The organism is Yoonia vestfoldensis DSM 16212, from assembly GCF_000382265.1.
Classification (GTDB): Bacteria; Pseudomonadota; Alphaproteobacteria; order Rhodobacterales; family Rhodobacteraceae; genus Yoonia; species Yoonia vestfoldensis.
Genome location: NZ_KB907979.1, coordinates 110011 through 121413, shown reverse-complemented (window position 1 = coordinate 121413; position 11403 = coordinate 110011). Strand labels below are relative to the sequence as shown.

Here is an 11403-nt window from a genome sequence, read left to right as displayed (position 1 = left end):
GCCCGACCCATCCCTAACGCGCTGCGTGACTGCGCATGGTGTCGATCAGGGCCATCCGGTTGGCCCGGCTCAGTGCAAAGATATCGGCAGTCCGCCAGTGATAGGCGGTGGCCAGCAGATGCACCTGCATCAGGACCTGTTTCAGCCGGCTGCGCAGTTTCATCACGACCCAGTCGCGCAGTACGAAACGAAACGATTGCTCGGTCTGGCAGGCAGGGCAGGGGCTGGTGATGTCTTCTTGCAGAACGGGACAGGATTTTTCCAGATAGGCCTCCAGCGCCTGAAGTTCTTCGGCGGCGATGACACCCTGCTTTTGCCAGACGGCGCGGGCCAGTCCTTCGGCGGTCGGCGAGGTTGTCCTGACAAGGTCACGGCTGGGCAGGCGCAACGGATGCCCACGAAAATCGGGCAGCCTGTGCGGCACCACCTCGGCGGCGAGCAGTCCGGCATAGGTCGACAGCGAAAATTCCACGCCGTATTTCTTTTGGCAGGACCGGCAGGTGATATTGTGGCCGATGGCATCGCCGAATGTCGTGGCACAAAAATGCGCAAGCATCAGTTCGGCGTCGACAATCGGCAGCGCACCCAGATCCTGCGGCTGGATCAGCCCCGCGTCAGGCAACAAGACCGCACAGAGAATCCGGTCGGGGTCCGCACCGATGTCGAACAGCGCCGCATCGTCAAGCGGCGCGAACGCATAACGGTCACGCCCGTTGATACCGTAAATGACCTGTCCGGCTGCGGGTTCCAATTTTCAACTCATGCCTCCAGGTATTTGGTCTGGCTATATTCATACTGGATCGTGAAAGAGAGAAACGTGTTCGCCTCGGCGTTGGAATCGAGCGCGTCCCACGCGATCGACGTGGGCAGACAGGCGTAAAGTTCATGCTGAATCCGTGGACGCATCTGGCTGTCGTTCACCTTGATCAGGATATCCTTTTTCATGTCGTCGATGGAAATGCGCCCGGCGCTGACCGGGCTGTGGACCAGTTCGAACCAGTTCGGCAGCGCCACATCAAGCACCTGCGCCTGTTTGATTTCGCAGGCCTCGTAGGTGACGGCACCGGGGCTGTAGACAGAATAAAGCTGTGTGCCGCTTTTGGAGGCGTTGGCCGCCACACTGCTTTTGATCGCACCGATCGCAGTCACTGCGGCGACCAGTTCCTGATCGAGATACAATTCGAAAAACGCGTTTGTCAGCGGGATGGACCTGACAGTGACCGGAACGATGGCCATGAAAGCCTCCTTTTATGCCGATGGCTGCTGGAATTTGTGCTTGATATGCAGGTGAATGAACTCGGTCGGAAAGTTGGGTGCGAACATGACCCAGACATTCAGGACACCAAGCTGGATATCCGCCAGCGATGTGGTGAACGCATTGCATTGCACGTCATAGGCCGCCTCGGCGGTGGTGCCGCGAAACGCACCTTTCTGGTACAGCCCCTGCATGAAGGATTTCACCATAAGTTCGATATTCGCCCAGGTCGTGGGGTTGTTGTTCTGGAACAGAAACCCTTCGAGGGCGCGGGACACCGAATTCTTGATGAAATCGGTGGTCATGCGCACGTTGATATACGCATAGTCGCGGTTGCTGAAGGCGTCGTCGCCTGCCAACGTGCGCGCGCCCCAACACACGACCCCGGTCGATTTCGCGCGCAATGCATTGATCGCGCGGGGGTTGATGACACCGTTGTCCGCTTCTGACATCGGATATTCCAACCCGGTCGTGCCCGTCAGCGGGGCGGATAGCCCTGCTGCGGCGCGCCAGACGCCCGACCGGCCGACAGTGCTCGCGATGACACCGGCAAGCGTTCCACACGGATCGACATGCATTTCGCGCGCGCCGACGGCGGTGCGCACGCGCGGCCAGAAGGTGCAGGACACTTCGGGCAGGATGCCGGTCTTGAAATCGGCCGCATCGGCGACGACGGCATCGACATTCGACCAGGTGCCGTTGTCGCTGCGCGGGTCGATGATCAGCAGCGCGTTCTGGTCGCGGCAGAAACTGCTGGCAGCACCCCAGACCATGGATCGTGCCGCGTCAGTCTGGTTGTGCCCGCGCGGCAGGATCATCATGTTGAAGATGTCGACCTCGCGCGAAATGATGCGGAAGATCGTCTCGTAATGCTCCAACAAGGGGGCGCTTCCGTTGTCGCCGAACACGCCACCGTCCTGCCCCAGCGCGGCGCTTGGACGGGTTGCCACAGCGCCATTGAAATAGTTCGTCACAACAGCCGGGATCGCCGAAACCGCGGCGGCGCGGGCCGGACCAACCGCGCCGTCGGTCCTTTGGCCCGATATGCGCAAGCCGTGCCGTGCGAAGCGCCAGGCCGTTCCGACCGTCGCGTTCAGCGCCGCGACCAACCCGTCAAGGTTGATGCGCAATCCGTTCAGCGACAGCGGGGTCGCGGGGTCGCCGTCATCCAGCAGCGCCGCAGCCCCCGCCGTGCCCCAAGCAAGTGCCGCGGTCGTGCCCGCGGCGGTGCCATCGGTGAAATTGATCGTGTAAGGTGCGGGTGCGGGGGCCAACAGGCCTTCGATCGTTGCGAAATCACCAGGTGCCGGAAAGGGGCGCGTGTGAAAGCCAGAGATTTGCGGTCGGAAACCCGAATAGACGGCGACCTCGACCCCGCCGCGCGCCGCGCCCAGTGCCAATGCGCCGGTGGCGTCATTGGCAAGTGCAGGCAGGATACGGATCGACCGGGTGCCGTCGATGGATGTGACTGCGATGCGCAGCGCGACTCCGGTTGCATTTCCCTCCAGCCTCGCGCCGACGCGTGCCGACAGGTTTTGCTGCCCCAGCACTGCGTTGATCTGAGCTGCAATGCCGGTCAGTGTCGCAGTGGGATCGCCTGCCACGATGGCCGGACCAAGATTGGCGATGGCAAGGCCGGACCCGTCAATTTCCACCATGATCGTCGGATCGGTCAATGCGGCGAAAGCCGTCAGAAACGCATCGGCATCTGCAAAGTAAATCCCCGACTGGCTGAACAGCGTTGCCGAATTGTCGACGTTCAAAGGCGGTGTCACTGTGCCACCGGGGTCATCATCGACGATTGCTGTGACCAGTTTCGATACGCCATTGACCTGAATTTCGATGTAATTCGGCGCATTGCGATCCATCGTCAGGCTGGGATAGCGTTCCTCCGCCACGCGACCCAACCGCCCCTGCGCATCGATCGTCTCGCGGTAGACGGTCAGGTTGAAGGTCAGCTCCGGGTCCGGTGTGGCGTAATCGACCACTGCACGGATCTGGTCGCCGGACACGCCCGCGTCCAGCGCGCGCAGGGTCAGGACGTCGACCCCCGCTTCGTTTGCAAGGGTGATATCGGACGGCACCGCCCCATTCGCCGCACGCACCACAATGGCATCGCTGCCCCCCGCGGTGAAGAACTGACGCATCTGCACGCCCAATTCGCCATAGCCCATGTCGTCGCCGAAATGTTCCACGAACTGGTTGAAATCGCGCAATCGCACGGGGACGCCCATAGGTCCCTTGCGCGCCATGCCCACCGCCAGAAGTCGGTTTGACACCGCGCCCCTGACAACGGCCAGACCTGAAGGATGTTCGAATGTCCTGACACCGGGAGATAAAGCAACAGACATGACCTTGCCCCTTGGTACATAATGTTGCCTGAATGGTGACACAGCGCCGCTTTCTTCCTAGAAAAATATCCGGACGGTTCACGCTATAGGCGAAATTGCGCCGATCACTCGCGCAAGATATCGTCGCGTGCCTAGGTGATTTATATGATAAAAGGCCTGCAAATTTATGATATTACGACATTTTCGGAATTTCGGACCCCGCTGCAAAACGATCTGGAGACATCACGTTTCAGTGATACTTGCGTGATGTATTGTTGCGCATTGCGGGACAGAAACACGCGCCCATTACGCGCAGGACCCCCCCGATCATGGGAATCGCGACCTGCTCGCGCCTGTCGAAAGACAGTATTTTTACCTGCTTCCGGCATCATCCATGGGCGTTCTGACAGATCTTCTTGGATCATATGGCATTGCAAATCGGTCCATATGGCCTTATCTGGCCAATAGGATCGTCAGGAGGACGCAATGGAAAACCGTGTTCTGGATCGCATCGCGCCCGAACGACAGGCGGTCGCTCTCAAAGCTTATGCGCGGATCGCCGCGGCGTGGTCGCTGAGCTTGCGGGACGCGGCTGCGTTGGCAGATCTGTCGGATTCGACATGGAAGCGCGCCAGAAAGCCCGGTTTCGCAGGTGATCTGACGCATGACCAGATGTTGCGCCTGAGCGCGCTGGTCGGGATCTACAAGTCGTTGCAGCTCTATTTCGGCGCACCGATTGCAGATGAATGGGTCAGACTCCCCAATCGGGGGCCTGAGTTCGACGGCGCGCGGCCTGTGGACGCAATGATCGCGGGCGGGCTGCCGAAAATCCTGCGCGTGCGCGGATATGTCGATGCGCTGCGGGGCGGGGTGTGAAGACCACCGCGCTCCGGGACCGGGCGCTGGTCCGGCTGATTTCGGAAACCCACCACAAGCCGCCGGTGTTGCGCGGGCTGGTCGACAGCGACGCCGAAGCGGCGCTGCTGGCCGAGATCGAAGGGCAGACCAGTGCCCGGCTGATCGCCGAACGCGACGGCAGCCCGGCGCTGGACCGTCGCGAACTGGCCTTCGCGCGTCGGTCGCAAGACCTGCGCCTTTACGGCCAAAGCCATATCAACGCCGCCTTCACCTATACCCGGCCCACGGGCAACCGCTTCAATGATGGCGGGCGCGGCGCATGGTATTGTGCATGGGACATGCTGACGAGCGCACAAGAAGTCGGGTTCCACCGCACGCGCGAGCTTGGGTTCATCGGTCGCTATGAGGATGAGGCGCGGTATGTCGAACTGCTGGCCGATTTCATCGGCGACTTTCCCGATCTGCATGGTGATGCGCATCCCGCGCTCGACCCTGATCCGGGGCGCGGCTATCCGGCGGGGCAGCGCCTTGCCGCCGCATTGCGCAGCGAAGGCCATCGCGGGCTGATTTATCCGTCGGTGCGGCATCCGGGCGGACGATGCTTTGTCGCTTTCGATCCGGGGATCATCCAGAACGTCAGGCCAGGGGCAAGCTGGCGGCTGATCTGGGACGGCACGCCCGCCTTCACGATCGCGGGGATTTAGAGCGCATGCGGTTCCTGATCACCGGCGCCCGCGCGCCTGTCGCGCTGCATCTGCTGCGTCTGCTGGCAGGGGCGGGGCATGTGGTGCATCTGGCTGACAGCCTGCGGCAACCGCTTGCGGCAGCCTCGAGGCTGCATCAAGGCTATCACGTTCTGCCATCGTTGCGCGCCGATCTGCCGGGCGCGACACAGGTGTTGCGGCGGTTGTTGCGTGATCTAGAGATTGATTCCGTCATCCCGACCTGCGAGGAGGTGTTGTATCTGGGTCGCATCTGGCGCGACAGCGCCATGCCTGCGCGCCTGTTCGCACCGGATGCAGCCCGTCTGGAACAGGTCCACGACAAATACAGATTCATCTTGTTGTGCGAGGAACTTGGCCTGCCCGCACCGCAGACCCGCCTGCTGCGCAACGCCGCAGATGTGGACGCCCTTGCCCCAGAGGCGTCGGGTCTTGTGTTCAAACCCGTCTGGTCCCGGTTCGCGACGCAGACCGTGATCCGGCCCGCGCGTCTGGACCGGATCACCCCCGGCCCGGCCGCGCCTTGGGTGGCGCAGGATTTCATCGCGGGGCAGGAGTTGTGCGTTTACGCGGTCGCCCATGCCGGACGGGTCACGGCGTTGTCGGCCTATCGCGGGTTGATCCGCGCTGGTTTGGGCGCTTCTGTCTGTTTTGCGCCGGTGCAGGATCAGGGTGTGACCGCATTCGTGACGCGCTTTGTTGCAGGCACGGGCTGGACCGGCCAGATCTCGTTCGATCTGATCCGCAGGCCTGACGGGACGGTCCTGCCCATTGAATGCAACCCGCGCGCCACGAGCGGGCTGCATTTCTTCCGCGACCCTGCGCCTTTTGCGGCGGCGATCAGTGGCGCGGCTGTCGCGGTGCCGGATGTGACGCAACCCCAGGGCGTGCCGCTGGCGCTGTGGCTCTACGGTCTGCCGCAGGTCCTGCGCGCAGGCGGCTGGCAGGCGTTCCGCCAAGCGCGCGCGACGGTCGGCGACGTGATGGACTGGCCGGACGATCGCTTTGGTATTGCCAAGCAACTGCGCCCCTTGGCCGAGATTGCCCGGATCGCGCGACGTGACCGGACCAGCCTGCAAAAGGCCGCGACCCGCGATATCGAATGGGACGGCCCGGATCAAAGGTCGATCTGATGCCGCCGCGGTGCTGTTGCGCTCGCGGGCGGGTCGCCTGCGATGATCGCCATGATATCGCGGCGCAGGAAATCCAAGGGACCGATCACCGGATCGGGTGAGCCGGCAAGCTGCGCATTTTCAGAGGCTGCGCGCAACACGCGACGGTCCTGCGCCAACGCGATGGCGAAGAGCGGCTTGAAGGCCAGGGCCTTGATTTGCCCCACGACGCGCTGCCGGGGTCCGGCAAGCCAGCCGATCCCTGCGACCGTCTGTGCATCGGCCTGTCGCAGATGAAACGTCGTGGCCAGCACAAGCCCACGCGGCCCCCAATATTCCAACTCTGCGATACCGGGGTGCCGAAACCGGCCGATCGTCGTGGTCCGCGCGCCGTCCAGCAGGCGGCTGACCAACCCGTCCTGTCTGTCCTCTCCGGTATATCGCGCCTCGACCCAATCCTGGCCCCCGGTGACATCCACCGTCACGCGCTGGCGGCGGGCGTACAGACCGCGCAGCAGCCCCTTGTGGGTGAAATGGGTATGGGTTGCATCAAGGATGTTTTCGGCCACATCCGCCAGCCGCCCGCGCGCGCTGCTTTTGACAAGGCGCAGCGCCGGCGACTGATGTGCCATGACATGGGTATAGGGCAGGGCATCGGGCTGGCCGCGTGCAACAAAGACGGCCCCTTGCTGTTCGGTGACGGCATAGCGGGCGATCCGTGTGCGTGGCAGATCACCGATGTGGCCCGGGATCGCCACGCAAGTCCCATCCGTGCCGAACCGCCAGCCGTGATAGGGACATTCCAGAGTGTCTTCCACGACACGGCCGCACGACAACGGCATCATGCGGTGCGGCCAGCGGTCCACCAGCACGCTGATCCCACCTTGGGCGCGGAACAGCACGACTGGCACGCCGTCATGCATCACCCGCAAGGGACGTTTGCGAAGCTCGCGCGACAGGGCGACAGCTTGCCAATGATCTGCGGTCATAATGCGAACCTTTGCAGCAAGGGGATACCGACACGCACCAGAACGCGTCTCATGAAACGGACCGCGCTGCGCTGGGGACGCGGCAGATGGGCTGCGTAAACGGCGGTGTATTCGATCACCGGCACCGCCTGCCTGTGGCGTTTGAAGCTGGCGGCGCCCGCGCTCATGTTGAAGAACAGACCCTCGGCCAGCGCGATGTCCTGCGCCATTGCCATGACCATGCGGTACAGCCCTTCCTGTTGCGGGCGGGTGGTGTCGTAGCCGACAATCGGTTGCGTCAAGGTACGCCCATTGACGAATAGCCCGGTGACGGCGACCAGTTCCCCATCCATTGCACGCAAACCGCGCAGGCGCATCAGCCCGGCCCCATGCATCCGCCGCAGGTAAAGCGCGCTGTAGCGCGGGTTCAATGGCGTGTATTTGTCGATATAGAGCATCTCGTAAAGCCGGGCCGCCCGCGCATAGTCGGCGTCGGTCACGCCATCATCGGCGACGAGGCGCAAATCGGTCTGCGCGAGCGCGCGGCGGTCGCGTTTCATATTCGTGCTATGCGGGTCGGACGCCGCGCCGTCGAACAGATAGATCTGGCGTGCCGGCAGCAACTCGAAACCGGCAGCGCGCAACGTCTCGATCGTCGCCCCATCCGCGACGGTGTTGAGCGAGCGCAGCACCAGAGCGCGGTCCGGATACCTTGCGGTCAGGCTGTCGCGCATTTCGGCCACGGCCTGCGCCGCCAATGTCGGGACCGGATTGGTCGAAAACAGCTAGTTGTTGATCTGCACCTGATGGTCGATGCCGCTGGCGCGCACGATGGGCGCACAGGCGTGAACAAGCGCGCGGATCGCCAGCAAAAGCGCGGGATGCGACCGGAAATGACGGGTTTCGTCGATGGCATAGTCGATATAGGCGCTGACAGGATTGCAGATATAGCAATTGCCACGCTGGGCGCGGTCGTTGATCGTCAGCGGATAGGCGCGCCCGTCGATCAGGATCTGGTCCACCTTGGTTTGCAGGTTGGTGATCAGCTCTGGCACCGGATGCGCCTCAAACAGGGCCACAAAGCGTGCGACCATGTCCGGCGTATTGGCGACACGTTCGGGGGTCATCGCCGCAGGTCCGCAGGCAGCCGACATTCCACGCGGCGCAATTTGCGGCTGACATCCAGCGCAAGGTTATCGTGGGTGACAGTGATGGCGGTTTGCGCACCAAGACGGGCAAGAGCCCCCTGCAAGGCCGATTGCGCCGTTCCGATCGCATCGGGCGGGGTGGCATGTGGCAATACCAATGTCACGGCACCGTCGGTTTGCTGGATGACGCGGAAATCGGTGATCCGTGCATCCGCCTGCACGACGGCATTGCGCAGCACATCGGGCGTCACCAGAACCGCGCCGAAACGGAAACAATCATCCATCCGGCCCACGACTTCGGCGACCCGCTGCAAGGGGGATTGGCAGGGGCAGGGCTGGTCCGAAAGGCGCAAAAGATCGTTCATCCGGTATCGCGCAAGGATCTGTTCCTGTCGGCGGAAGCTGGTGATCAGCGGCGATACAAGACCATCCCCAACGGGTTCGTATTCGAATGCCACGGAATCTTCGGCCAGATGCAGATGGCCATGGGCGCAGGTCACGCCCAACAGCCCCTCGGTCGCCATGTAGATCTGCCCAAGCGTTAGGCCGAAACCGTGTTCGATGACCGCGCGGTCGATCGGGTCCAGCGTTTCCGCAGCGCTGAAGACACGGCGCGGCGCAAGCCGCGGGCCGTCTTCGACCAAATGGCGCAGGACCTTGGGCGGGGCGACGATGACGGTGGGGGCATAAGCCGCGAGTGCGCGACGCCATTTATCGACGCCTTGGCTTAGCGGAAAGAACCGCAGTTCCAGGAAGGGGACCGACCGAGCGCTGCTGTAAAGCCGCGTGTCCTGCGGCAGGATGATCGCCACGCGCTGCGGCCGCCACAAAAGCCCCGCCATCGCCTTGGCCAGCAGCGCGCCAAGCCAGCGATAGCGTTCCAGATCGGAAATCACGAAATAACCGCGATTGCCTGTCGTGCCGGTGCTCGCGCCGACCGTGAAAGGCCCGACCTTGCAATCCGCTCCGAGGGCAGTGCGGACCTGATCGACGCTGATACCCGCACAATTGTAGCGCGCAAAGTTCGCCATCAGCTGTGCCTTGTCCATGACGGGCAGGTCGTCCAGATTGCGCGGGGCCGCACCAAAGGCCGCAACCCGCGGCAGGTCATTGTCCAGCCAGCGGCGCAGGGCCTGGCCTTGTGCCGCCACGAATGCGCCGCGCGACAGGCCCGGATGCGACAGGCGGCGGGTTGATTGATAGCTGCGCAGGGTCTCGCGGATCAGGCGCATGGTGCCGCCTCGTCATAGATCGTGGGTGTCGGATCGTGGCACAGCAACACGTCCCCGCCCGCGGCCGCGACCCCGGCCACCAGATCGCACGACCGCGCCTGCGCCGCGCGGTCGGTCGCGACCAGCATCGCAGGAAACCCCGGTCGGCGTGGCGCGGGCAAGGCGGCCAGCATCCATTGCGTATCGACGGCGTAAAGCAGTGGCTTTGCAAGCCGGGTAAACAGCAGTCCGACATGCCCGACCGCGTGACCGGGCAAAGGCAGGGCAAGCAGGGCACCATCGCCCATCAGATCATAGGCCGTGCCATGATCGGTCCGTACGGCGGGTTTGCGTTCGATCGGGTCCAGCCGGTCCGCGAAATCGGGCGGCAGCAATTCGGGAAACACGGCATGGCGCAGATTGCCCAGCGTACCATGTGCGCGCAGCGCGTCCCATCCCGCGCGCGCGGCAATGAACCGCGCGTTGGGAAACAGCCGCAGGCCCGACACGTGATCGGCGTGGAAATGGGTGACGACGACTGTCGTGATCTCTTCGGGTCGCAACCCGTGGCGCGCAAGAAACGGCACGGGCTGGCCTCGGGGCTGCAAGCTGGCACCGAGCGCGCGCCCATAGAACCGCAACGCCGCGCTGCGCCCCGCGTCATGCAGCGCATGCGACGTATAGCCGGTGTCGATCAGCACAGGCCCTGACGCTGCGCCAAGATAGAGCCCGTAGCGTACCCAAAGCGCGCGTTGCCGCCATGGTGCCTCGCGCAGGACGAACCGCTCGGGGGCCTTGACGAGGGCGCTGTTGGCAAAAACGGGCGCGGTCACGACGCGACCTGAAAGGTGCGCTGCAATCCAACCTCGAACGGCACGAGCGGCGACCAGTCCAAGAGGTCGCGGGCCTTGGTGATATCAAGGCTTTGCGCATAGGCGAAAAGCGCAAGGCCATAGCGCGTGATTGCGGGTTCAGGGCGGTGCGGCAGCAGCATGCATGTCATTTCGACAGCACCGGCAATCGCCATGGCCGGGCGGAGCGGCATCTTGCGCCAGCGCAGGGGCTGGTTCGCGGCAGCGCAGGCGCGGCGGGCGATCTGGGTCACGGGGATCACCTCGCCTCCGGTGATGTTGAAGATCTGGCCGGTCGCGTCCGGCCCGGCGCGCAACGCTGCCATCACGGCGGCGACGACGTCATCGACATGCGTCAGGTCGATCCGCGCCCGACCGTCACGCAACAGGGGCAGCGGGCCCCGCCCGGCCGCACGCAGCAGGCGCGGCAACAAGGCTGTGTCGCCCGCGCCATAAATCCCGCGCGGGCGTAGCACGATCGGGCCGAGCGCGGGGGCGTCCAGCACGATCTTTTCGGCCTGTGCCTTGGTCGCGGCATAGGCGTTGAACGGCCGCGGCAAGGGGGCATCTTCGCGCAGGTCCAACTGGTCCATCGGGGCGAAACTGACCGACGCACTGGAGATATGCACAAGCCGCGCCACCCGCAACGCCTGCGCCAATGCGACTATATTGCGCGTTGCGGTGACATTCGCGGCGATGAAGTCCAGCCTTGGCCCAAAAGGTGCAGACAGCGCTGCGCCATGCACGATGGCGCTGATCCCGCTGAAATCGGCAGGGTCCAGCGGGCGGGTCAGGTCATGGGCACGCAAGTCCAGCCCTTGGGCGCGTATGGCGTCGATGCGCGCCACATCGCGCCCCAGCCCGGTGGCAGGCTGCCCCGTGGACGCCAGATGGCGCAGCACCGCCCCGCCCAGAAACCCCGTCGCGCCTGTCACCAACACCGTCATG

12 protein-coding genes are annotated in these 11403 nt (G+C 63.8%); 3 read left to right on the top strand and 9 right to left on the bottom strand.

The genetic code is table 11. The annotated features are described in order from the left end of the window. Positions 1-13 precede the first annotated feature (13 nt). Genes H147_RS0108820 through H147_RS0108810 form a run of 3 tightly spaced genes read right to left on the bottom strand, consistent with a single transcriptional unit; the run spans position 14 to position 3534 of the window. On the bottom strand, positions 14-751 hold the full coding sequence (locus tag H147_RS0108820; protein WP_019954993.1) for a hypothetical protein: 738 nt from the start codon (positions 749-751) through the stop codon (positions 14-16). A gap of 8 nt (positions 752-759) precedes the next feature. Continuing rightward, positions 760-1236 (bottom strand): phage tail protein, encoded by a 477-nt coding sequence (locus tag H147_RS0108815; RefSeq protein ID WP_019954992.1) that lies wholly within the window; start codon positions 1234-1236, stop codon positions 760-762. A 12-nt stretch (positions 1237-1248) separates the two neighbouring features. Then, positions 1249-3534, bottom strand: a complete 2286-nt coding sequence (locus H147_RS0108810; RefSeq protein ID WP_162561651.1) for a phage tail sheath family protein — start codon at positions 3532-3534, stop codon at positions 1249-1251. A 537-nt stretch (positions 3535-4071) separates the two neighbouring features. On the opposite strand from H147_RS0108810, the gene H147_RS0108805 reads away from it, so the two are divergent. Genes H147_RS0108805 through H147_RS0108795 form a run of 3 tightly spaced genes read left to right on the top strand, consistent with a single transcriptional unit; the run spans position 4072 to position 6298 of the window. Beyond that, positions 4072-4461 (top strand): antitoxin Xre-like helix-turn-helix domain-containing protein, encoded by a 390-nt coding sequence (locus H147_RS0108805; RefSeq protein WP_019954990.1) that lies wholly within the window; start codon positions 4072-4074, stop codon positions 4459-4461. Then, positions 4458-5147, top strand: a complete 690-nt coding sequence (locus H147_RS0108800) for an RES family NAD+ phosphorylase (RefSeq protein ID WP_019954989.1) — start codon at positions 4458-4460, stop codon at positions 5145-5147. Before H147_RS0108805 ends, H147_RS0108800 begins: the two co-directional genes overlap by 4 nt. 5 nt (positions 5148-5152) lie before the next feature. After that, positions 5153-6298 carry an ATP-grasp domain-containing protein gene (locus tag H147_RS0108795; protein ID WP_019954988.1) on the top strand — a complete coding sequence of 382 codons (1146 nt, stop codon included), beginning with the start codon at positions 5153-5155 and terminating at the stop codon, positions 6296-6298. Here H147_RS0108795 and H147_RS0108790 read toward each other — a convergent pair. The 6 genes from H147_RS0108790 to H147_RS0108770 are packed head-to-tail and all read right to left on the bottom strand — an operon-like array spanning position 6283 to position 11402. Next, positions 6283-7266: a Rieske 2Fe-2S domain-containing protein gene (locus H147_RS0108790; RefSeq protein ID WP_019954987.1), complete on the bottom strand. Its 984-nt coding sequence runs from the start codon at positions 7264-7266 to the stop codon at positions 6283-6285. The genes H147_RS0108795 and H147_RS0108790 overlap by 16 nt on opposite strands. Then, the gene (locus tag H147_RS21245; RefSeq protein WP_245541127.1) at positions 7263-7979 is read right to left on the bottom strand and encodes a GNAT family N-acetyltransferase; all 717 of its coding nucleotides are present in this window, start codon (positions 7977-7979) and stop codon (positions 7263-7265) included. Before H147_RS21245 ends, H147_RS0108790 begins: the two co-directional genes overlap by 4 nt. 51 nt (positions 7980-8030) lie before the next feature. Beyond that, positions 8031-8372 (bottom strand): hypothetical protein, encoded by a 342-nt coding sequence (locus H147_RS21240; protein ID WP_211216534.1) that lies wholly within the window; start codon positions 8370-8372, stop codon positions 8031-8033. Further along, on the bottom strand, positions 8369-9625 hold the full coding sequence (locus tag H147_RS0108780) for a hypothetical protein (RefSeq protein WP_019954984.1): 1257 nt from the start codon (positions 9623-9625) through the stop codon (positions 8369-8371). The genes H147_RS21240 and H147_RS0108780 overlap by 4 nt, the downstream gene beginning before the upstream one ends. Continuing rightward, the gene (locus H147_RS0108775; protein ID WP_019954983.1) at positions 9616-10437 is read right to left on the bottom strand and encodes an MBL fold metallo-hydrolase; all 822 of its coding nucleotides are present in this window, start codon (positions 10435-10437) and stop codon (positions 9616-9618) included. The genes H147_RS0108780 and H147_RS0108775 overlap by 10 nt, the downstream gene beginning before the upstream one ends. Further along, positions 10434-11402, bottom strand: coding sequence for an NAD-dependent epimerase/dehydratase family protein (locus tag H147_RS0108770; protein WP_019954982.1), 969 nt, complete (start codon positions 11400-11402; stop codon positions 10434-10436). Before H147_RS0108770 ends, H147_RS0108775 begins: the two co-directional genes overlap by 4 nt. Position 11403: the final 1 nt, after the last annotated feature.